This is a genomic window from Citrobacter sp. RHBSTW-00944 (assembly GCF_013615435.1).
Taxonomy (GTDB): domain Bacteria; phylum Pseudomonadota; class Gammaproteobacteria; order Enterobacterales; family Enterobacteriaceae; genus Citrobacter; species Citrobacter braakii.
This window is the reverse complement of record NZ_CP055418.1, coordinates 1,490,882-1,512,586: the sequence shown is the minus strand read 5'-3', so window position 1 is coordinate 1,512,586 and position 21,705 is coordinate 1,490,882. Positions and strand designations below refer to the sequence as shown.

At 54.3% G+C, this 21,705-nt stretch carries 17 protein-coding genes; 3 read left to right on the top strand and 14 right to left on the bottom strand.

Annotated elements, in window-relative coordinates; translation table 11 throughout:
• Positions 1 to 14: 14 nt before the first annotated feature.
• From pta to maeB, 7 genes are all read right to left on the bottom strand, one after another.
• A complete protein-coding gene (gene pta, locus HV334_RS07065; RefSeq protein ID WP_181221345.1) occupies positions 15 to 1,031 on the bottom strand; it encodes a phosphate acetyltransferase in 1,017 nt (338 codons plus the stop codon).
• Positions 1,028 to 1,831, bottom strand: a complete 804-nt coding sequence (gene eutT, locus HV334_RS07060; protein WP_019077358.1) for an ethanolamine utilization cob(I)yrinic acid a,c-diamide adenosyltransferase EutT — start codon at positions 1,829 to 1,831, stop codon at positions 1,028 to 1,030. The genes pta and eutT overlap by 4 nt, the downstream gene beginning before the upstream one ends.
• A 9-nt stretch (positions 1,832 to 1,840) precedes the next feature.
• The gene (gene eutQ, locus HV334_RS07055) at positions 1,841 to 2,545 is read right to left on the bottom strand and encodes an ethanolamine utilization acetate kinase EutQ (protein ID WP_181221344.1); all 705 of its coding nucleotides are present in this window, start codon (positions 2,543 to 2,545) and stop codon (positions 1,841 to 1,843) included.
• A complete protein-coding gene (gene eutP / locus HV334_RS07050) occupies positions 2,523 to 3,002 on the bottom strand; it encodes an ethanolamine utilization acetate kinase EutP (protein WP_016153958.1) in 480 nt (159 codons plus the stop codon). Before eutP ends, eutQ begins: the two co-directional genes overlap by 23 nt.
• Before the next feature lie 12 nt (positions 3,003 to 3,014).
• Positions 3,015 to 3,350 (bottom strand): ethanolamine utilization microcompartment protein EutS, encoded by a 336-nt coding sequence (gene eutS, locus HV334_RS07045; RefSeq protein WP_003037995.1) that lies wholly within the window; start codon positions 3,348 to 3,350, stop codon positions 3,015 to 3,017.
• 223 nt (positions 3,351 to 3,573) lie between these two features.
• Positions 3,574 to 4,032 (bottom strand): IS200/IS605 family transposase, encoded by a 459-nt coding sequence (gene tnpA, locus HV334_RS07040; protein ID WP_131381019.1) that lies wholly within the window; start codon positions 4,030 to 4,032, stop codon positions 3,574 to 3,576.
• 189 nt (positions 4,033 to 4,221) lie between these two features.
• Positions 4,222 to 6,501: an NADP-dependent oxaloacetate-decarboxylating malate dehydrogenase gene (gene maeB / locus HV334_RS07035; protein WP_016153959.1), complete on the bottom strand. Its 2,280-nt coding sequence runs from the start codon at positions 6,499 to 6,501 to the stop codon at positions 4,222 to 4,224.
• A 280-nt stretch (positions 6,502 to 6,781) separates the two neighbouring features.
• Here maeB and tkt point away from each other — a divergent pair, with 280 nt between their 5' ends.
• Positions 6,782 to 8,776: a transketolase gene (tkt, locus tag HV334_RS07030; RefSeq protein ID WP_181221343.1), complete on the top strand. Its 1,995-nt coding sequence runs from the start codon at positions 6,782 to 6,784 to the stop codon at positions 8,774 to 8,776.
• Here tkt and HV334_RS07025 read toward each other — a convergent pair.
• The 3 genes from HV334_RS07025 to aegA form a co-directional block, all read right to left on the bottom strand.
• Positions 8,766 to 9,809: a DUF1176 domain-containing protein gene (locus HV334_RS07025; protein WP_103766637.1), complete on the bottom strand. Its 1,044-nt coding sequence runs from the start codon at positions 9,807 to 9,809 to the stop codon at positions 8,766 to 8,768. The two genes, tkt and HV334_RS07025, sit on opposite strands and share 11 nt — an antisense overlap.
• A gap of 123 nt (positions 9,810 to 9,932) precedes the next feature.
• Entirely contained in the window at positions 9,933 to 10,508 is a 576-nt protein-coding gene (nudK, locus tag HV334_RS07020) for a GDP-mannose pyrophosphatase NudK (RefSeq protein ID WP_047501610.1), read from the bottom strand.
• Between the two features lie 157 nt (positions 10,509 to 10,665).
• On the bottom strand, positions 10,666 to 12,645 hold the full coding sequence (gene aegA / locus HV334_RS07015; protein WP_049270080.1) for a formate-dependent uric acid utilization protein AegA: 1,980 nt from the start codon (positions 12,643 to 12,645) through the stop codon (positions 10,666 to 10,668).
• A gap of 263 nt (positions 12,646 to 12,908) precedes the next feature.
• Between aegA and narQ the strand changes: the two genes are divergently transcribed.
• Positions 12,909 to 14,606: a nitrate/nitrite two-component system sensor histidine kinase NarQ gene (narQ, locus tag HV334_RS07010; RefSeq protein WP_047501606.1), complete on the top strand. Its 1,698-nt coding sequence runs from the start codon at positions 12,909 to 12,911 to the stop codon at positions 14,604 to 14,606.
• 184 nt (positions 14,607 to 14,790) lie between these two features.
• Positions 14,791 to 17,904 (top strand): multidrug efflux RND transporter permease AcrD, encoded by a 3,114-nt coding sequence (acrD, locus tag HV334_RS07005; protein ID WP_181221342.1) that lies wholly within the window; start codon positions 14,791 to 14,793, stop codon positions 17,902 to 17,904.
• Positions 17,905 to 17,979: 75 nt separating this feature from the next.
• Here acrD and ypfM read toward each other — a convergent pair whose 3' ends face one another.
• The 4 genes from ypfM to tnpB form a co-directional block, all read right to left on the bottom strand.
• Positions 17,980 to 18,039: a protein YpfM gene (ypfM, locus tag HV334_RS07000; RefSeq protein WP_001386977.1), complete on the bottom strand. Its 60-nt coding sequence runs from the start codon at positions 18,037 to 18,039 to the stop codon at positions 17,980 to 17,982.
• A 490-nt stretch (positions 18,040 to 18,529) separates the two neighbouring features.
• Complete coding sequence (locus HV334_RS25455) at positions 18,530 to 19,450, bottom strand: SEC-C metal-binding domain-containing protein (protein ID WP_181221341.1); 921 nt, start codon at positions 19,448 to 19,450, stop codon at positions 18,530 to 18,532.
• A 196-nt stretch (positions 19,451 to 19,646) separates the two neighbouring features.
• The gene (locus HV334_RS06990; protein ID WP_001000406.1) at positions 19,647 to 21,182 is read right to left on the bottom strand and encodes an IS66 family transposase; all 1,536 of its coding nucleotides are present in this window, start codon (positions 21,180 to 21,182) and stop codon (positions 19,647 to 19,649) included.
• Between the two features lie 49 nt (positions 21,183 to 21,231).
• Positions 21,232 to 21,579, bottom strand: coding sequence for an IS66 family insertion sequence element accessory protein TnpB (gene tnpB, locus HV334_RS06985; protein WP_000609174.1), 348 nt, complete (start codon positions 21,577 to 21,579; stop codon positions 21,232 to 21,234).
• Positions 21,580 to 21,705 lie beyond the last annotated feature (126 nt).

The following is a 21,705-nucleotide window of genomic DNA, read 5'->3' as shown; positions in this document are numbered from 1 at the left end:
GTCCAGAACGGGACCTAAACAACCAGTGTGTGTGAGGCGTTTTCACGACTCATGTCAGTCTGACGCGGCACTGCTGCCACCAACGCCAGTTCGATAATTTCCTGTACGCTACAGCCGCGAGAGAGGTCATGAAGCGGTGCGGCAAGCCCTTGGATTAACGGACCTACGGCACGATACCCTCCCAGACGCTGGGCGATTTTGTAGCCAATATTGCCTGCCTCCAGCGATGGGAAGACCATCACATTGGCATTGCCCTTTAACGGACTGGCGGGCGCTTTTTGCGCGGCGACATCCGGAACAAAGGCGGCATCAAATTGCAGTTCCCCATCCACGGTAAGCTGCGGGGCACGCTCACGAACGATCTCCGTAGCCTGCTGCACGTTAGCGACGTTGGGATGACGAGCGCTGCCTTGACTTGAAAACGACAGCATGGCCACGCGCGGTTCTTCACCGGTAATCGCCTGCCATGTCTGCGCGCTGGCAATCGCAATATCCGCCAGTTGTGCGGCTGTGGGCTGCGGCACGACGCTGCAATCGGCAAACCCTAATGCCGGCCCGAGGTACTGCGGCAGCATCAGGAAAATTGACGACAGCGTTTTACAGCCTGGCTGTAACCCAATAATGCGTAACCCAGCGCGCAGCACGTTTGCTGTCGACGACAAATTGCCCGCAATACAGACGTCAGCTTTACCCGCGCTAACCATGGCGGCGGCGAACATCAGCGGATCGTTGAGTTTTTCCAGCGCATCTGCAGGCGTTTTATCTCCCGCGCGGGCCAGCCAGCGCAGCGCAAACTCTTCACGCATGGACTGGTTGCTTTGCGGGTCGATAACCTGAATGCCATCCATCGCCACCCGATGGCTGAGGGCAAACTGGCGCAGCGCAAACGGACTGGCGACGAGAACAGGATGTGCCAGACCGTGCTGATGCAGGTAATTTGCCGCTTTCAACACCCGAACATCCTGCGCATCCGGGAACACCACCCGTGCAGGTGAGCGCTGGGCGAGTTGACGAGCACGTTCAATGATCATTGCTTCTCCCCCAGTCGCTGTTGAATTTGGCTAACCGTCAGTGGATGCTTCGCTACGCTCAGAATCATCATCACGTAGACCGTACTGGAAAGGCGGTTGAGCGCCTGCATGATGTCCGGTCGCATCACGTCAAAACTACGGGTGATGAATACCTGGGCCGCCACCGTCTCCGTTTCACGAACTTTGGTACGCAGCAGATTAAGCAACGCGCAATCACGGCCATGACTGGCTTCAGGCACCAGATGGTCGTGGTCCAGATAGCGCAGCGGCTGATGCGAAAGCCGGTGTAAATCTTCGTCGCTTAACCCGACGATAGCTTGTGCTGCCAGCGGCTCGTCGATAGCGTCGGCGCGCATAATGTTGCCCAGACGCGAACGGATATCCGCCAGCCACGGCTGCCACGGTTCCGCCAGCTCTATTTGCAACCACACGGCCAGGGCGATGGTGCTGTCCAGCGCGGCGCGAAATCCCAGGCGCGGGTCACTTTTAGCGACCATCTTGTCCGCTGTCAGATGCGTCAGCGTGTCTGCTTTCTTCACCACCGGTTGATGACACAGTTCGCAACTGGCCTGTGGATGCGTATCGCTGCTGGTTAAACCATGCACCTGCTGCGGCTGCTGTTCTTCGTCATCAATAAACAGGCTGCCCTGCTCGTCGATATACTTAATGCGCAGATGTCGGCTTTCCAGTAATTCCCGGGCAGATGGCGTCAGGCGAGCATCAGCGGGGAGATGAATTTCAGCCCCTTCGCTGAGCGTATGATTCGCTCTGAGCCATGCTTCGGTAATGAAATCCTTCATACATCCGCCTTAGCAGGACTGCCAGTTCGCAGGCCAGGCCACATACAGAAATTTCACCGTCGATGGCGTACCAAATTCGATGCTGGAGCCTTTCGGGATAAACATCACGTCCCCGGCTTTAGCAATCATGGTTTCGCCTTCGTGGCGAACGTGCAGCTCGCCTTCCAGAATCATGTCGATTTCGTCGTAGTTCAGCGTCCATGGGAAAAAAGCGTTATCCCACTGCATGAACCCGGCGGCCATGCTGCTACCGTCCTGGTCGGTCACCAGATCGGTTAAACCCACGCAGTGCGGCTGTGCGCCGTCAAAACGACCAAACTTCACGCTGCTGCCGTCGATGACTTTGACGCCGCCTTTGCCGGTCACCGAGGTAAAGCTCGGCTGCATTCCGCCCTGCTCCAGCGACTGTTTCTCCTTCATGACTTTGTCCATCAGTTGGGCGACCAGGCTTTCGGTAAACTGCCCTTCCGGTAACTGCGCAATGATGGTTTCGCGAATGCGCTGGCTTTCCGTTTTGCCATCATCCACCGCAACCGGTGCGGCAGCAGCAGCGGTTGGCGCGGATTCATCGCATTCACTGATGGTGACGCCCAGCAGCTCCGCAACTTCGCGCGCCTCCGGGGTGATGATGCTGGCGCGCAGAACAACCGACATTTCCTGTTCGCCGCGTGCGTGGGCCGCACGAATATCGTTAGCTGTGATGAGTTTTTTCACCTGCCCTTTCCTCCTTTTGGCTGAGCTCAGTCAGATAATCCACCAGGTGCTGCACGCTGCGCGGGTCATGGCTGTTGAGTTCGAAAATCGGCTCCTGGAACCCTATCCCGCGAAGTAGTTGTCGCGTTGCGGCGACGTCGGCATCCGGCATGTCCGTTTTGCTGATAACGGCGATTTGTCGTTTACTGGCGCCGATATCCAACAGCCCGGCAGGTAAGCGACTTTCTTTATCATTTGCCGCGTGTATATAAATCAACGTATCAACATCCTGCAGCGTGGTAATTAAGGCGTGATACCAGCGCGGATGGCTAAAATATTCTCCTGGCGTGTCGATATCGCCATTTTCATTAAACTCCACGGCCTGTGTTTTTCTGGCGAGGGAATAATTTCCCTGTAGCGCATTAAAGAGCGTTGTTTTCCCCGCCCCCACCGTACCGACAAACGCAATACGTTTCATCGCCGCCTCTGATTAACTTTTTGTCAGGTTGCACAAAGTGAAATTTAATAACCGACCCAGACCGCTTACCGTCTGTAATAACGCTTCTTCTACCGCGCCTACCGAGCCGTAGATGACCAGCGCACCGCTGAATCTATCGAGAAAGCCGATATGTACATCTGCCGCCTTCATAGCTAAGTCACCGGCAATCATCGCGGTTTCGCCTGGCGTCAGCGTCATGATGCCGATGGCGCCCGCTTCGGGAACGCCGATCTTTTTCGCCAGTTCCTCACCAGGGTGCGCAATGAGATGCGCCAGCGTAACCTGTTTCCCCGGCACAAATTCCTGAATAATGCGTTCTTTTTCCATTGCTCACCGCCTCCGCTAAAACTGCCCTCATCGTAGCAATTTTTTGTCAGAGTAAATAACAAAATTCGGCAACCATGTTTAAAAGGTGAAGTGGATCACTAAGAAAGGGGAAATAATAAATATCCTCCGGCATAGCCGGAGGTTTTTCGGATGCGCCTATAAGGCTCTGTTACCAGCCGCGCCCTAACAGGCGCATACGATCTGACATTTGCATCAGACTTCGTTACTTACGGCCCGTAAACGGGCTACCCGGATAAGCGATCGATAACTGCTCACCCATTTTATCTTCTGCAAGCTGGTGCTTTATGTATTCCTGTATCTTCACCGTGTTCTTACCCACCGTATCTACGTAGTATCCCCGGCACCAGAACTCTCTATTCCTGTACTTGAATTTCATATCCCCAAACTGTTCATACAGCATCAGACTGCTTTTCCCTTTCAGATACCCCATAAAGCCGGATACGCTCATTTTGGGTGGGATTTCCACAAGCATATGGATATGATCCGCACAGCATTCCGCTTCCAGGATCCGCACGTTTTTCCACTCACACAGCTTTCTTAAAATGCTGCCTATCGCCCTGCGTTTCTCCCCGTAGAATGCTTGTCTTCGGTATTTGGGCGCAAAAACTATGTGATATTTACAGTTCCATCGGGTGTGCGCTAAGCTCTTTTCGTCCCCCATTGGGACCCCCTTTTGATTTCTTGTTAAACATTTGCAGTTGCCAGACCGCAATGTGTTTTAACAAATCAAAAGGGGTTTTAATAACTGGCCCAAAGCTGAAAGCTTTCCGGAACCCCCAGCCTAGCTGGGGGTTTTCTGTGCACAAAAAGGCGCGGGAGAAACCCGCGCCGGAAATAAATTAAAGTGAAATTACAGCGGCTGAGTTTGGGCTTCTACGACCGCCAGCGCCACCATATTAACGATACGACGAACAGATGCGATCGGCGTTAATACGTGAACCGGTTTCGCAACCCCCATCAGCACCGGGCCGACCGTTACGCCTTCAGAGCTGGAAACGCGTAGTAAGTTGTAACTAATACGGGCAGCTTCCATATTCGGCATCACCAGAATATTCGCTGAGCCTTTCAGCGGACTGTCCGGCATGCGGTCATGACGGATGCTTTCCACCAGCGCGGCATCGCCGTGCATTTCACCGTCAATCATCAACTCTGGCGCACGCGCCTTAATCAGCTCCAGCGCTTCGCGCATTTTGCTGGCCGACGGACAGTTAGATGAACCAAAGTTGGAGTGCGACAGCAGCGCCACCTTCGGTTCGATACCAAAGCGACGCACGGTTTCTGCCGCCATCACGGCGATTTCCGCCAGTTGCTCCGGCGTAGGATCGTCGTTAACGTAGGTATCGGCGATAAAGGTGTTACCGCTTGGCAGCAGCAAGGCGTTCATCGCCCCGGCAGTATGCACGCCATCGCGGTGACCAAACACCTCTTTCACCACGCTGAAGTGCTCATGGTAGTCGCCAATCGTACCGCAGATCATTGCATCCGCTTCGCCGCGCTGCACCATGATCGCGCCGATCACCGTGGTGTTGGCAATTACCGCACGCTGCGCCTGCTCCTGGGTAATACCACGACGTTTCATAATCTGGTAGTACTCGCTCCAGTACTCTTTAAAGCGCGGATCGGATTCATTGTTGACGATCTCAAAATCGACGCCTGCTTTGATCTGCAGACCCAGTTTCTGGATACGCATTTCGATAACGCTCGGACGACCGATCAGGATCGGTTTCGCCAGACCTAAAGTGATCAGCTCCTGCGTGGCATGCAGTACACGCGCCTCTTCCCCTTCAGTCAGCACCACGCGCTTCGGCGCTTTGCGTGCCAGAGAGAAAATCGGCTTCATGAACAGGTTGGTTTTGTAGACGAATTCGGTCAGCTTATCGATGTAAGCATCAAAGTCGGCAATCGGACGCGTTGCCACACCGGAATCCATCGCTGCCTTCGCCACCGCAGGGGCGATTTTGACGATCAGACGCGGGTCGAACGGTTTCGGAATGATGTATTCCGGCCCGAAGCTCAGGTCCTGGTCACCATAGGCGGAGGCCACGACTTCGCTCTGCTCGGCGTGCGCCAGCTCAGCAATGGCGTGTACCGCGGCCAGTTTCATCTCTTCGTTAATGGCGGTAGCGCCGACGTCCAGCGCGCCGCGGAAGATGAACGGGAAACACAGGACGTTGTTAACCTGGTTCGGGTAGTCGGAACGGCCGGTGCAAATGATGGCGTCGGAACGCACCTCTTTCGCCAGCGGCGGCAGGATTTCCGGTTCCGGGTTGGCGAGGGCCAGGATCATTGGCGCACGCGCCATCTTCTTAACCATTTCCTGCGTCAGCACTTTCGGACCAGAGCAACCGAGGAAAATATCCGCGCCGTCAATGACATCATCCAGCGTACGCTTACCGTCATCCACCACTGCGTAAGCCGCTTTGGTTTCCGCCATGTTTGGTTCACGATCTTTGTAAATCACCCCTTTGGAGTCGCAGACCACAATGTTGTGTTTCTGCATCCCCAGCGCCACCAGCAGGTTCATACAGGCAATCGCCGCCGCACCTGCGCCGGACACCACCATGCGCACATCAGAGATATTTTTCTCAACAACCCGCAGACCGTTAAGGATTGCGGCAGTACTGATGATTGCCGTGCCGTGCTGGTCATCATGGAATACCGGAATATTCATGCGCTCACGGAGTTTTTGCTCAATGTAGAAGCACTCCGGCGCTTTGATATCTTCGAGGTTAATGCCGCCAAACGTTGGTTCAAGCGCCGCTACCACGTTGATAAATTTATCCGGATCGAGTTCATCAACTTCGATATCGAACACGTCAATCCCGGCGAATTTCTTAAACAGAACGCCTTTACCTTCCATCACTGGTTTACCGGCCAGCGCGCCAATATTACCCAGGCCCAGAACCGCAGTACCGTTGGAAATAACCGCAACCAGGTTGCCGCGTGCGGTGTATTTGTAGGCTGCCAGCGGGTCCTTTTCAATTTCAAGACACGGTGCAGCCACGCCCGGCGAGTAGGCCAACGCGAGGTCGCGCTGGGTTGCCAGAGGCTTGGTCGGAGAAACCTGGATTTTACCGGGTACCGGAAATTCGTGGAAATCGAGGGCGCTTTGTTTTAACTGGTCATCCATCTTGTTGTTCCTTTCACGTATCTATCAAAAAAGTGGCGCGGGTAACCATTCTACTGAGCCGCACATTATCACCTCAGTCAACGGCACAAACTTTGAAGGTCCCCATACTCTCACCATTCAAAGAAAGAATTTGTTATCAATTTATAACATCTATGTTACCTGCTTAAGCCAGCAATACCATGCTTGTCTGCTATGCTTTTTGCTGACAACGCCCGCAATTATCTCAAAAGTGTGAATCACAACACGCATCTAACACTTTACTTTTCAAGGAGTATTTCCTATGACCCGTAAAGAGCTTGCCAATGCCATTCGTGCGCTAAGTATGGATGCCGTCCAAAAAGCTAACTCTGGCCACCCTGGCGCACCAATGGGGATGGCCGATATCGCCGAAGTGCTGTGGAACGATTTCCTGCGCCATAACCCGTCCGATCCCACCTGGTACGATCGTGACCGGTTTATTTTGTCCAATGGCCACGCCTCAATGCTGCTTTACAGCCTGCTGCATCTTTCCGGCTACAACCTGCCGCTCGAAGAGTTAAAGAACTTCCGCCAGCTCCATTCGAAGACGCCAGGACACCCGGAAATTGGCTATACGCCGGGCGTGGAGACCACCACCGGACCGTTGGGTCAGGGTTTAGCCAACGCTGTCGGAATGGCGATTGCAGAACGCACGCTGGCGGCGCAGTTTAACCAGCCAGACCACGAGATTGTTAATCACTATACCTGGGTCTTTATGGGCGACGGCTGTCTGATGGAGGGCATTTCTCACGAAGTGTGCTCGCTGGCGGGCACCCTGGGACTTGGCAAACTCATCGGCTTTTACGATCACAACGGCATCTCAATTGATGGCGAAACCGACGGCTGGTTTACCGACGATACCGCGAAACGCTTTGAGGCCTATCACTGGCATGTAGTGCACGAGATTGACGGTCATGACCCTGAGGCGGTGAAAAAAGCGATTCAGGAAGCACAGGCCGTTACCGATAAACCGTCGCTGATTATCTGCCGCACGGTGATTGGTTTTGGTTCACCGAATAAAGCCGGGAAAGAGGAAGCGCACGGCGCTGCGCTGGGTGAAGAAGAAGTGGCGCTGACCCGGCAGAAGTTGGGGTGGCATCATCCTGCCTTTGAAATCCCCAAAGAGATTTACCGGGCGTGGGACGCTCGTGAAAAAGGCGAGAAAGCCCAACAGAGCTGGAATGAGAAATTTGCCGCTTATCGACATGCGCATCCGGACCTGGCGGCAGAGTTTACCCGCAGGATGAGCGGTGGACTGCCGGAAGAGTGGGAAGAAACGACCCAGAAATATATCACCGAACTGCAGGCCAATCCGGCCAAAATCGCCACCCGTAAGGCCTCGCAAAATACCCTGAACGCTTACGGGCCGATACTGCCTGAGCTGCTTGGCGGTTCGGCGGATCTGGCGCCCAGCAACCTGACCATCTGGAAAGGCTCCACTTCTCTTAAAGAGGATCATGCAGGAAACTACATCCACTACGGCGTGCGGGAGTTTGGCATGACCGCGATTGCCAACGGTATCGCTCACCACGGGGGCTTCGTACCGTACACCGCAACGTTCCTGATGTTTGTCGAATATGCCCGTAATGCCGCACGCATGGCGGCGCTGATGAAAGCCCGACAAATCATGGTTTATACCCACGACTCGATTGGCCTTGGGGAAGATGGTCCCACGCACCAGGCCGTCGAACAGCTCGCCAGCCTGCGTCTGACGCCTAATTTCAGCACCTGGCGACCCTGCGATCAGGTTGAAGCGGCGGTAGGCTGGAAGCTGGCAGTCGAACGCCATGACGGGCCAACGGCGCTGATCCTCTCGCGGCAAAATCTGGCGCAGGTTGAGCGGACGCCTGAGCAAGTGCAGCAGATTGCCCGCGGCGGCTATGTGCTGAAGGATGGCGGCGGTAAGCCGGATGTTATTCTGATTGCTACCGGTTCAGAAATGGAAATCACGCTGCTGGCGGCGGAAAAACTGACCGGTGAAAGTCGTAACGTGCGGGTGGTTTCTCTGCCCTCAACCGATATTTTCGACGCCCAGGATGAGGCGTATCGGGAATCGGTCCTCCCCTCAAACGTCAGCGCGCGCGTGGCGGTAGAAGCAGGAATTGCCGACTACTGGTACAAATATGTTGGGCTGAAAGGGGCGATTGTCGGTATGACGGGTTATGGGGAGTCGGCTCCGGCAGACAAGCTGTTCCCGTTCTTCGGCTTTACGGTGGATAACATTGTCGACAAAGCGCATAAGGTGCTTAACGTGTGATCCACAGCGTGGGCCAGGCATCTGGCCCATGCCAGTTATCGCAGCTTGGCTCTTGGGCATAGCGCACCAGACGAAAACGCTGACCGTCGTAGCGCCAGCGAGTCTGGATACCGCAATCTGCCAACCCTCGTCCTTTAGCGAGGGTTACCAGCTCGCGCGACTTCTCATCAAACGTGGCGTTGGTCAGCTCCATATCGCGGCTTTCCGCATCCGTTTTAAAAGGCAGGCTTAGCCGTACCGCCCGTGACGTCAACGGGGTAGTACGTGAAACCACCCACGCCAGATCGATGGTGTTATATGCCCCGGCTTCACAGCCGATCATCAGCAGCGCTTTATCATCCGTTAAGGCCGTGACGCGCATCTCGCGACGCAGCGGATCGATCGAACAGCGAATACCGTTGATCCGCCAGTTACCGTAATCCAGCAATTCACTGCGCTCTTGTTGCGTGAGAGGCGTTGGCGTTGGGTTAATCACAGCCACGCCTTTTAAAGCGGGAGCGGGAGGAACGCTGAGCGGAGGCTCGTCGCCTTTTTCGATCCATGCGGTTTCGCTGCCGACCCGTTTTTGCTGGGCGTCGATAAAAAGCAGCGCGGCTTTTAGCCCGACCAGGGACAGGTTTTGCGTCCCTTTTTGCAGGGTTATTGCCTTTGCGTCCTGTACGGTTGTTAAAAATGCGCTGATGGTGGCCGGATCATCGGTCATCAGCTGCCAGGGGGTAATACGCCAGTGTTCGCCGCGAAGCGGGAGCGGCGCGCCATCCAGTAGCAGACGTGGCGCAATATCGCTCTCTTTGGCTGTAGGCGATTCCAGCCCACCCAGTTCAATACGCAACACGGCGTCGGTATGTGCCCCGGCACTGCGGCTCAAGGTCATGACCAGGCCGTGATGTTCTCCGGTATTGCGCGCCACGCAAAAGTTTTGGTTATTGCACGTCACCTGCCAGTCAGAAAACGTCTGTTGCGCGGGCGCGGCCCACAGCAAACGGACGGGTAACAACCCGAGCAGGAAAAGTAAAATAACGCGATAGCGCATGGACGGTACAACCCCGAAGTCAAAACACACAGCCTAAGCGGTATCTTCCTTGCGCGACTGATGTGGCTCAATAAGAATCGTCGGATTGGCCGAAAATTTGTAAAGAAATATAAATCCCGCGCATTAGTCCATGAGATGCGACGACTGCAAATAGTTCAGCAATAGCACCGTCTTACCGTCACGGATCTCACCCGTTTTAATCATTTCCAGCGCCTGGGTGAACGGCAGCTCCAGAACCTCAATATCTTCATCTTCCACCCCTCCGCCCGCATTTGCCCGCTGGCTGTCGCTGTATTGTGCAATAAAGAAATGAATTATCTCCGTCACGCCGCCCGGCGACATATAGAGTTCAAACAGCTTACGCACTTCACCCACTTCAAAGCCGGTCTCTTCAATGGCCTCTTTCCGAATGCACGCTTCCGGTTCGTCGTTATCCAGCAGCCCGGCGCAGGTTTCAATCAGTTGACCGTTTTCATTACCATTGACCCAGGTGGCGACGCGAAACTGGCGGATGAGCACCACCGTTTTCTTCTCCGGGTTATACAGCAGGATAGTGGCGCCGTTGCCGCGATCGTAAACCTCGCGTTTGTGACGAATCACCTCTCCATTGCTACGGGTCAGGTCATAGGTGATATTGCGCAGGATGAAGTAGTTATCGGAAAGGACTTTATCTTTGATGAGGGTAATTTTTTGCGACATACCGGCTCCACAGCAAGAAGTGAGAAATAATACTACGCCGTGAAACCGGGTTTGTCTTGGTGCAATGTCGGCCTGATAAGCGAAGCACCATCAGGCAATTATGCGGCACAGATCCGGATAGCAACGCTAACGCGCCTTATCCGGCCTTCTGAGCGACTTAGTGAGATTTGACTGATTTTACGCCCAGCCAGTCAACGATCCCCTGGGCGGCATGCCGTCCTTCCGCCATGGCCGTAACCACCAGATCCGCACCGCGTACCGCATCACCACCGGCGAAGATTTTCGGGTTACTGGTTTGATAACGGTATGCGCTTTCAACATTGGCGGCAATGCGCCCCCAGTTATCGACCTTAACCCCATGCGTCTCCAGCCACGGCATGCCATGTGGGTGAAAACCAAACGCCATGATCACCGCATCTGCGGGCATGACAAACTCACTCCCGGCGAGGGGAACCGGGCGACGACGCCCCTGCGCGTCCGGCTCGCCAAGCTGGGTACGTAAAAAACGCACGCCGCTGACTCGGCCATCATCATGCAACACCAGCTCAACCGGCTGGACGTTAAACTCGAAGTTCGCCCCCTCTTCCCGGGCGTTCTTCACCTCTTTTTTCGAACCGGGCATGTTGGCTTCATCACGACGATAAGCGCAGGTCACCTGGCGTGCGCCATGACGCAGCGCGGTACGCACGCAGTCCATTGCCGTATCGCCTCCGCCCAGTACAACCACGTTCAGTCCGGCGGTATCGATGAACGGCTCTTCAGGCAGTTCATCCAGCCCCATCACCTGCTTGGTGTTGGCAATCAGGAACGGTAACGCGTCATAAACGCCAGGCGCGTCTTCATTCGGCAGATCCGCCTTCATGGAACGATAGGTTCCTACGCCCACGAACACGGCATCGTAATCCTCCAGCAGCGCCGACAGCGCCACATCCTTACCCACTTCACAGTTAAGTTCGAAATGAATACCCATGGCGCTGAAGATTTCACGGCGGCGGGCCAGCAGCGATTTGTCCAGCTTGAAGGCCGGAATGCCGAACGTCAGCAAACCGCCGATTTCAGGGTGGCGATCGTATACGGTGGCGCTGACTCCGCTGCGCGCCAGCACATCCGCGCAGGCCAGACCCGCCGGACCCGCGCCGATGATAGCAACGCGCTTATCCACTTTCTGCACGTGGCTTAAGTCCGGTCGCCATCCTTTGCTCAGGGCCCGATCAGAGATGTAACGCTCAATATTTCCGATAGTGACCGCCCCATGCTCGCTACGCACCGTACATGCCCCTTCGCAGAGTCGGTCCTGCGGACATACGCGCCCGGTCACTTCCGGCAGGCAGTTGGTCTGGTGAGAAAGCTCAACCGCCGCATCGATATTCCCGGCTTTGACCAGTTCAATCCACTGCGGAATATGGTTATGCAATGGGCAGGTCCATTCGCAAATACTGTGGTCGCCGCATTTCAGGCAGCGGGACGCTTCCCGTTCCGCCTGCGCCGTACGAAACGGCAGATAGATCTCCTCAAAGCTGGTTTTACGGGCCTCAATTGCCAGCTTATCCGGCTCACCACGCGCAGGCGTCGCCTGCATTTGCTCACGTTTGGTAATTGCATGCGAAACGAAATCGGTGGCGTTGGCATGCCAGGGCTGGCTTTCCAGACTGGCGGTGCGTAGCCTGCGCGCTTTTGACAGACCGGTAAGCGAATTTTCCGTCACCAGTTGTAACGCCTGCGCCGGACAGTTCTCTACGCAGGCGGGTCCCTGTTCGCGTCCCTGACACAAATCGCATTTGTGCGCAGTGGCTTTCACCTTCCCTTTAGCGACAGGAGTGAGTACGATCTGCATCGTGCCGAAAGGACAAGCAACGACGCACGATTTACAGCCAATACACTTTTTCGGGTTCACCTGAACGCTGTCGTTATCATGGCTGATTGCCCCGTTCGGGCAACTTCTGGCGCAGGGCGCATCTTCACAGTGATGGCAGGTTACCGCACTGCGCTGCTGCTGATGCTTGATGACGGTAATTCGGGGCTGGAAATGCCGTTGACTCAGGACATGCTGCTCGCCATTGTGAGCCATGACGCAGGCGACCTCACAGGCATGGCATCCCAGGCACTGCTGGCTATTAACCATAATAAAACGATTCATGGCTTCCTTCTTTTTTGGTTGCAAAAACCTTATTCTTTATATGAGTGTTGTTATTAACCGACACGGAAGGAAGCGGCAATGTTCATTTGCCCAGGAAGCACAACTATTTATCCAGAACCTGTGGCAGATCAATTTATTTCATCGCATATGAAATTGCGTTTCAGTTACCATCCAGTTTCATGGCGTTTTATTAACATTTATCAAATACACCGCATCGTTCGGGCTGTTTTAAGGCGCGACGTGTATTGTGTGAGGATGCACAAGTGACGGTAAAGCGTCCGGTCTCGGCCAGTCTGGCTAAAGCTTTTTTCTACATAGTGCTGTTGTCGATTCTCTCAACGGGTATTGCGCTGCTCACGCTGACCAGCAGCTTACGAGATGCCGAAGCCATCAACGTGGCTGGCTCATTGCGCATGCAAAGTTACCGTCTGGGTTACGATCTGCAAAGCCAAAGTCCGCAGCTTAACGCTCACCGCCAGCTTTTCCAGCAGGCGCTAAACTCGCCAGCACTACAGAACCTGAACGCGTGGTATGTGCCTCAAGCAGTAAAAAGTCGCTATGGGCGTCTACATGCAAACTGGCTGGAAATGAACGCCCGTCTGATCGATGGCGATTTAAATTGGTACCAGAGCAATATCAATAACTATGTCGATCAAATCGATCTCTTCGTGCTGGCGCTGCAGCATTATGCCGAACGCAAAGTGATGCTGGTTTTTGGTATTTCACTGGCGGGCGGGATCGGCATATTCACCCTCGTTTTCTTTACCTTACGGCGTATTCGCCAGCAGGTGGTGCGTCCGCTGAATAAGCTGGTGGTGGCCAGCCAGCACATTGAACACGGTCAGTTTGACATCCCCTCGCTGGATACTGATCTGCCCAACGAACTCGGGTTGTTAGGCAAGACCTTCAGCCAGATGTCGAGTGAATTACACAAGCTGTACCGCTCGCTGGAAGCGTCTGTCGCTGAGAAGACCCACGATCTCCACGAAGCTCATCGTCGTCTGGAAGTGTTGTATCAGTGCTCTCAGGCGTTAAATACCAGTCAGATTGATGTGTACTGCTTCCGCCATATTTTACAGATCGTCCGCGAGCATGACGCCGCCTATTTCCTGGAACTCACCGTCGGAGATAACTGGCGAATTAGCGAAGGCGCAAAAAGCCCCGAGCTGCCGATGCAGATCCTGCCGGTCACCATGCAGGAAACCGTCTACGGTGAACTGCACTGGCAAAGCCCGAACGTCAATGCTTCTACCCCGCTGCTTAACAGCGTCTCCTCGATGCTGGGTCGCGGGTTGTACTTCAACCAGGCGCAAAAACATTTTCAGCAGCTGTTGTTAATGGAGGAACGGGCGACGATTGCGCGCGAGCTGCACGACTCTCTGGCGCAAGTGCTCTCTTATTTACGCATTCAGCTCACGCTGCTGAAGCGTTCGATTCCCGAAGATAACGCCCCAGCGCAAAGCATTATGGCGGATTTCTCTCAGGCGCTGAACGATGCCTACCGCCAGCTACGCGAACTGCTCACCACCTTCCGCCTGACTTTACAGCAGGCCGATCTCCCCTCCGCCCTGCATGAAATGCTGGAAACGCTGCAAAATCAGACCTCAGCTAAACTGACGCTTGATTGCCGGTTACCGACCCTGGCGCTGGACGCGCAAATGCAGGTGCATCTGCTGCAGATCGTCCGTGAAGCGGTGCTGAACGCGATTAAACATGCCAGCGCAACCGAAATTGCCGTCAGTTGCGTGACTGCGCCGGATGGTAATCACACGGTTTATATTCGCGATAACGGCATCGGCATTGGCGAGCCGCATGAGCCTTCGGGGCACTATGGGTTAAATATTATGCGCGAGCGGGCGGAAAGGCTGAGCGGCACGCTGACTTTCTCTCAACCCTCCGGAGGGGGAACGCTGGTGAGCATCAGTTTTCGTTCGGCAGAATCCGACGGAGAGCTAACGTAAAGAACCGCAAAGCGCCGTCGGTTCTCGATCCAGGCCTGACGGCGTTGGCACGAAAGGTATGCTGTAAACGGGCATGATAATTTACATTATCTTCTTTTTTTCTCCACGTTTGCCCCGTACCTTGCCGCTAAAGTGAAGCAATTCACACCCATAACGATACGCAGAAACACGAGGTCCCCTTTTAATGGCGAATTTTTTCATCGATCGCCCCATTTTTGCCTGGGTGTTAGCAATCCTGTTGTGCCTGACAGGAGCCCTGGCTATTTTTTCGCTGCCCGTTGAGCAATACCCCGATCTGGCACCGCCAAACGTGCGGGTAACCGCGAACTACCCTGGCGCGTCCGCACAAACCCTGGAAAATACCGTCACCCAGGTTATCGAGCAGAACATGACTGGTCTCGATAATCTGATGTACATGTCGTCGCAGAGCAGCGGGACAGGCCAGGCGTCGGTTACGCTGAGCTTCCTCGCGGGAACCGATCCTGATGAAGCCGTCCAGCAGGTGCAAAACCAGCTGCAATCGGCAATGCGTAAGCTGCCGCAGGCGGTACAGAATCAAGGGGTCACGGTGCGCAAGACCGGTGACACCAATATTCTGACCATCGCCTTCGTCTCCACCGATGGCTCAATGGATAAGCAGGACATCGCCGACTACGTCGCCAGTAATATCCAGGATCCGCTCAGTCGTTTAAACGGCGTGGGCGATATTGACGCCTACGGTTCACAATATTCCATGCGTATCTGGCTCGACCCGGTCAAACTTAACAGCTTCCAGATGACCGCTAAAGATGTGACCGATGCTATCGAGTCACAAAATGCGCAGATTGCCGTCGGGCAACTTGGCGGCACGCCTTCGGTGGACAAACAAGCGCTGAATGCGACGATCAACGCCCAGTCGCTGCTACAGACTCCGGATGAATTTCGCGCGATTACACTACGCGTCAATCAGGACGGCTCAGAAGTTAAACTGGGTGATGTGGCGATGGTCGAAATGGGTGCGGAAAAGTATGACTATCTCAGCCGCTTCAACGGCCACCCGGCTTCCGGTCTGGGGGTAAAACTGGCCTCCGGCGCCAATGAAATGGCAACGGCGGAGCTGGTTATCGACCGCCTGAACGAGCTCTCACAGTATTTTCCGCACGGGCTGGAATACAAGGTGGCGTATGAAACTACCTCCTTTGTCAAAGCCTCAATTATCGACGTGGTGAAAACGCTGCTGGAAGCGATCGCGCTGGTATTTCTTGTGATGTACCTGTTCCTGCAAAACTTCCGCGCCACGCTGATCCCTACAATCGCAGTTCCCGTCGTCCTGATGGGTACTTTTTCCGTGCTCTACGCCTTTGGCTACAGCGTTAACACCCTGACGATGTTTGCGATGGTGCTGGCGATCGGCCTGCTGGTCGATGATGCCATTGTGGTGGTGGAAAACGTCGAGCGAATTATGAGTGAGGAAGGCCTCTCGCCGCGGGAAGCGACGCGGAAATCGATGGGGCAAATCCAGGGCGCGCTGGTCGGTATCGCCATGGTGCTGTCGGCGGTGTTTATCCCGATGGCTTTCTTCGGCGGCACTACCGGGGCTATCTACCGCCAGTTCTCGATTACCATCGTCTCCGCAATGGTTCTTTCAGTTCTGGTGGCGATGATCCTCACCCCTGCCCTGTGCGCCACTCTGCTCAAACCTCTACATAAAGGCGAGCATCACGGGCAAACCGGTTTCTTTGGCTGGTTTAACCGGATGTTTAACCGCAACGCCGAACGCTACGAAAAAGGCGTCGCCAGGATCCTGCACCGCAGCCTGCGCTGGATACTGATTTACGGCCTGCTGCTCGGTGGTATGGTTTTCCTGTTCCTGCGCCTGCCAACCTCCTTCCTGCCGCTCGAAGACCGCGGCATGTTTACCACCTCGATACAGTTGCCCAGCGGCTCGACCCAGCAGCAAACATTGAAAGTGGTTGAGGAAGTGGAGAAGTATTACTTCACCCATGAGAAAGACAACATTACGTCGGTCTTTTCCACGGTCGGTTCCGGCCCTGGCGGGAACGGTCAAAACGTGGCGCGGATGTTTGTCCGCTTAAAAGACTGGGATGATCGCGACACCACCACCGGAACCTCTTTCGCCATCATCGAGCGCGCGACTAAAGCCTTTAATAAGATTAAAGAAGCCCGCGTCTTCGCCAGCAGCCCTCCGGCGATTAGCGGTCTCGGGAGCTCTGCCGGTTTCGATATGGAGCTGCAAGATCACGCCGGTGCGGGCCATGATGCGTTAATGGCCGCGCGCGACAAGCTGATTGAGCTGGCCGGGAAAGACGCGTCTCTGACCCGCGTTCGTCATAATGGTCTGGACGACAGCCCGCAGTTGCAAATTGATATCGATCAGCGCAAAGCCCAGGCGCTGGGCGTTTCCATTGATGACATCAACGACACCTTGCAAACGGCCTGGGGCTCCAGCTACGTCAATGACTTTATGGACCGGGGTCGTGTGAAGAAGGTTTACGTGCAGGCGGCGGCAAAATATCGCATGCTCCCGGACGACATCAATCTGTGGTACGTCCGCAATAATAGCGGCGGCATGGTGCCTTTCTCGGCCTTTGCCACGTCGCGCTGGGAAACGGGTTCACCGCGTCTGGAACGCTATAACGGCTACTCCGCCGTCGAGATTGTTGGCGAAGCCGCCCCAGGCGTCAGTACCGGTACGGCGATGGACATTATGGAATCGCTGGTCCACCAGTTGCCGACCGGATTCGGCCTCGAATGGACCGCAATGTCTTACCAGGAACGGCTGTCGGGCTCTCAGGCGCCAGCCCTGTACGCCATTTCTTTGCTGGTGGTGTTCCTGTGTCTGGCGGCTCTGTACGAAAGCTGGTCGGTTCCCTTCTCCGTCATGCTGGTTGTACCGCTGGGGGTCATTGGCGCGCTGCTCGCTACCTGGATGCGCGGTCTGGAAAACGACGTGTACTTTCAGGTCGGGTTACTCACCGTTATCGGGCTTTCGGCGAAGAACGCAATATTGATTGTTGAATTCGCCAATGAGATGAACGAGAAAGGTCACGACTTGCTCGACGCCACGCTGCATGCCTGTCGCCAACGCTTACGCCCAATTCTGATGACGTCACTGGCGTTTATCTTTGGGGTGTTGCCGATGACCATCAGCAGTGGCGCAGGTTCCGGCGGTCAACATGCGGTGGGGACTGGCGTAATGGGCGGGATGATTTCAGCCACTGTCCTGGCGATTTACTTCGTTCCTCTGTTCTTTGTGCTGGTACGCAGACGCTTCCCGTTGAAGCCACGCCCAGAATAATCGGACACAAAAAAGGCGACTTACGTTGAGTCGCCTTTTATTATCCTTTGCAGGATATGAATTTCTTCCAGAAAATTATTTACGAAGCATCACTTCGATAAAGTCTTTCCAGTTCCCCAGTTCACGTTCAATCATAACAACCTCTCTTATTATTATGGGCATTCTACGAAATCATCATCATAAAAAGAAGATCATTTAACCAATTGTTGTGATTACATCCTCCAGTGTTCGGGGGTATATGTAATCACTATGCGCTAACCCCATAAATTTTATGTGACTTACTGCAATATTTTGAAATATTCATACATCATCTACGACTTTGGCAATTCTGATGGAAAAACAGGCTGATGCAAACAGGCAAATTCTGATTTTCAGTTTCCCGTGAATTTTGGAACTTTCAGGAATCATTATTCACCATTCAACAACAATGTTATATTTTTCTATAACGGTTCGATGACAATATGTATTATTCATGTTTATAGAACACGAGAATAAATATTCAAATTACGTCAATAAGGATTCAAATGATCACCCTCTACGGCATTAAGAATTGCGAGCTATTTTTATCATTAGAACCTTAACAAAGGGAACCAGAGAGATAGCTTGGTTCCCATCCAACAATGAATTAACCAAGCGCTCCGCAGCACCTTTTGAACTTCTTTCCACTGCCACAAGGACAAAGATCATTTCGCGATACCTTCGGAGCGGGCTGAAGAACTTGCTTTACGGCATCTTCAAGGACCATCAGCTCACTTGCCTGAATTACATACCCAAGGTTATTTGGGATACTTCCGATTGATATCTGTTTCGTATCAGTAGGAACATCAACAACAACGATTTCCCCGCTAGTCGAGTGCTGAGGGCCTGCATACAAAGTACCAAGTAATGCAATTCGATTTCCTGCACACAATGCACCATCCGGGCTAACAAAACTCCCAATATTTGCTAAAAATACAGGTGAGCCCGAAGAGCCAGGGAAACAAGCCGCATCGATGAGAAATTCAGGTTTTCCATTCAGCTTCAGCTTGGGATGAGTGGCAGTAATCCCCTTTCTGATGATTGGCAGATTATGAAGTTGATCCCATAGCCCGTTGGGATAACCAATCATTACGATCTCTTCCATCGGGGGAAGTAACTCTAAAAGCTCACTGCTCGCTAAATTCTGTTTACCAAGAGGCACGAAGTAGTAAGCTCGCCCGTCTTTGCTTGCACTATTTAAGATTGGCCCAATAGGAAAAGCGACCAAATCGATTGCTGTTATCGGGTGGGGGATGCAATATTTATCTAACTCGTCAAGAACAACAGCTTCATGCATCCCAAGTGCTGGAGTACCGTCTTCATTTTTTAATGTTAAATGGAAAACCCCACGGACAGCACCTTCGGTAACATGTTTGTTTGTTACTACGCAAGGAACTGCAGTTGCTTCTGTCTCGCAAAACATGAATATGTAGCCAGAACCTGATGAGATTCTGTTTTGTGAATCTGTACACTCAATGCGTACAGTACTATGCACAAGTTGCGTAATGGGATGGATGAACTGGGACATTGATAAAGGCACCTTAAAAACTTACCTGTCCCAGTGTAATTGGGACAACTCTGTATCGAACGAGATGTGAAACCTCTAATAGGATACTGATTAGCCGATGTTGTTTAAAATTCTTTTTTAGCTTTATTGCTTCTAGTCATTATTGCCGTACAAAAGTAAGCGTGCAGTGAGAACCGTATTGACGAAGTGAAGCTGGTCAGGCAGGCAGAGTAACCCGCCACGGGAGCAGAGCACCCACCCGGTTCACAGGCCAGTCGGCGATGACATCAAGTACATGATGCAGATAGCGTTCCGGATCCACGCCGTTTAATTTGCACGTCCCGATAAGACTGTACAGTGACGCACCGCGCTCACCACCATGATCCGAGCCGAAGAACAGCCAGTTTTTTCTCCCCAGACTGACCAGTCGTAGGGCGTTTTCGGCAATGTTATTATCCACCTCCACCCAGCCATCTTCTGCATAGCGGGTCAGCGCCGGCCACTGGTTCAGCGCATACCCGAACGCCTTCGCCAGTTCTGAGTGCCTTGAGAGGGTTTTCTGTTTCTCCCGCAGCCACCCCTCCAGTGACGCCAGCAGCGGCAGCACTTTTTGGTGCCGGACTGCCTGCCGTTCCTCTGCTCTTTTACCTCTGAGCTCCGACTCGATGGCATACAGCTCGCCGATCCGTTTCAGCGCCTCCTCCGTCAGGGCTGACGGGGTACGGACGTGAACATCGTGGATTTTTCGGCGGGCATGGGCCCAGCACGCGGCTTCCTTTATATGGCCGTCGCGGTAGAGCTCGTTGAACCCGGCGTAGGCATCAGCCTGCAGTACGCCACTGAAGCCTGCAAGATGGGTCTGAGGGTGGATACCTTTTCTGTCCGGGCTGTAAGCGAACCACACTGCGGGGGCCAGCGCTGATCCGGCGTTGCGGTCGTCTCGAACGTACGTCCATAAGCGCCCGGTCTTCGTCTTCTTATTGCCCGGCAACAGCACCGGGACAGGCGTATCGTCAGCATGGAGTTTGCCGTCGGTCAGGACATAGTGCTGAAGGGCTTCATCCAGCGGTGCCAGCAGACGACAACACGCATCCACCCAGCCCGACAGTACAGAACGACTCAACACTACACCCTGGCGGGCATAGATCTCCGACTGGCGATACAGCGGTGTGTGCTCTGCATACTTTGAGGTCAGCACTCGGGCCAGCAGCCCCGGTCCGGCGATCCCCCGTTCGATGGGGCGCGAAGGAGCCGGGGCCTGAACGATGCGATCGCACCGACGGCAGGCATGCTTTTCACGGACTGTCCGGATAACCCGGAAGGCGCTGCGCATCAGCTCCAGCTGTTCGGCGGCATCCTCACCCAGGTAACTCAGCGAACCACCGCACTCCGGGCAACACGGCTCAGTCGGCAGCAGCCGCTTCTCATCCCGTGGGAGTGACTCAGGGAACGGTTTGCGGGTGCGGGTCTGACGCAGCGGGCGCTGCACTGCCGGGTCATCCACCCGGCCGGTCAGCGTATCGCTTTCCTGCTGCAGCAGGTTCAGGTCAGCTTCCATTTGCGCGATACGGCGGGATACCTTTTCGGAACGACTGCCGAAGTTCATCCGGCGCAGCTTATCCAGTTGCGCCTGCAGATGGTCTATTTCGCGTTCCCGGTTGCTCAGCTTTTCCTGCAGGGCGTGGATCAACGCTTCCTGTTCGGCCAGGCGCTGTTTCAGCAGAAGGATGTCGTCAGAAGAGGTATCGTTCATAAGCCTGTATTTTACCAGGCTTATTCTGCGACAACCAGGATAAAGAGCGCTACAACATGGTCAGGGATGTCAGTAACCGCTTTGGCTGTCGCCAGTCGATACCTTCCATCAGCATCGCCAGTTGCGCCGGCGTCAGGAACACTTTGCCATCGCGGGCTGAGGGCCAGGCGAAGCGACCACGTTCCAGTCGCTTTGTCAGCAGGCACAGACCATCGCCGGTGGACCAGAGCAGTTTTACCTGACTGCCGCTGCGTCCCCGGAAGATGAAGACGTGGCCGGACATCGGGTCATCTTTCAGCGCGGTCTGCACCTTTGCGGCGAGGCCATTGAAGCCGTTGCGCATATCGGTGATACCGGCAACCAGCCAGATTTTTGTGCCTGCGGGAAGATTTATCATACCGGCCCCCGCATCAGTTCGCGCAGGACAGTGCTCATGAGTTCAGCAGAGGGATGAGTCAGTGTTATTTCTCCTCCCCGACATTTTATGTGGCAGGTAGCGGGAGGAGAGCAGGATGGTAGTTCG

What these genes read in the sequence shown, in the direction of transcription:
- eutT (WP_019077358.1), bottom strand. Translation starts at nt 1,831, where the DNA reads ATGAAGGATTTCATTACCGAAGCATGGCTCAGAGCGAATCATACGCTC.
- HV334_RS25455 (WP_181221341.1), bottom strand. Translation starts at nt 19,450, where the DNA reads ATGTCCCAGTTCATCCATCCCATTACGCAACTTGTGCATAGTACTGTA.
- aegA (WP_049270080.1), bottom strand. Translation starts at nt 12,645, where the DNA reads ATGAATCGTTTTATTATGGTTAATAGCCAGCAGTGCCTGGGATGCCAT.
- tnpB (WP_000609174.1), bottom strand. Translation starts at nt 21,579, where the DNA reads ATGATAAATCTTCCCGCAGGCACAAAAATCTGGCTGGTTGCCGGTATC.
- acrD (WP_181221342.1), top strand. Translation starts at nt 14,791, where the DNA reads ATGGCGAATTTTTTCATCGATCGCCCCATTTTTGCCTGGGTGTTAGCA.
- HV334_RS07025 (WP_103766637.1), bottom strand. Translation starts at nt 9,809, where the DNA reads ATGCGCTATCGCGTTATTTTACTTTTCCTGCTCGGGTTGTTACCCGTC.
- nudK (WP_047501610.1), bottom strand. Translation starts at nt 10,508, where the DNA reads ATGTCGCAAAAAATTACCCTCATCAAAGATAAAGTCCTTTCCGATAAC.
- pta (WP_181221345.1), bottom strand. Translation starts at nt 1,031, where the DNA reads ATGATCATTGAACGTGCTCGTCAACTCGCCCAGCGCTCACCTGCACGG.
- maeB (WP_016153959.1), bottom strand. Translation starts at nt 6,501, where the DNA reads ATGGATGACCAGTTAAAACAAAGCGCCCTCGATTTCCACGAATTTCCG.
- eutS (WP_003037995.1), bottom strand. Translation starts at nt 3,350, where the DNA reads ATGGAAAAAGAACGCATTATTCAGGAATTTGTGCCGGGGAAACAGGTT.
- HV334_RS06990 (WP_001000406.1), bottom strand. Translation starts at nt 21,182, where the DNA reads ATGAACGATACCTCTTCTGACGACATCCTTCTGCTGAAACAGCGCCTG.
- eutP (WP_016153958.1), bottom strand. Translation starts at nt 3,002, where the DNA reads ATGAAACGTATTGCGTTTGTCGGTACGGTGGGGGCGGGGAAAACAACG.
- tnpA (WP_131381019.1), bottom strand. Translation starts at nt 4,032, where the DNA reads ATGGGGGACGAAAAGAGCTTAGCGCACACCCGATGGAACTGTAAATAT.
- tkt (WP_181221343.1), top strand. Translation starts at nt 6,782, where the DNA reads ATGACCCGTAAAGAGCTTGCCAATGCCATTCGTGCGCTAAGTATGGAT.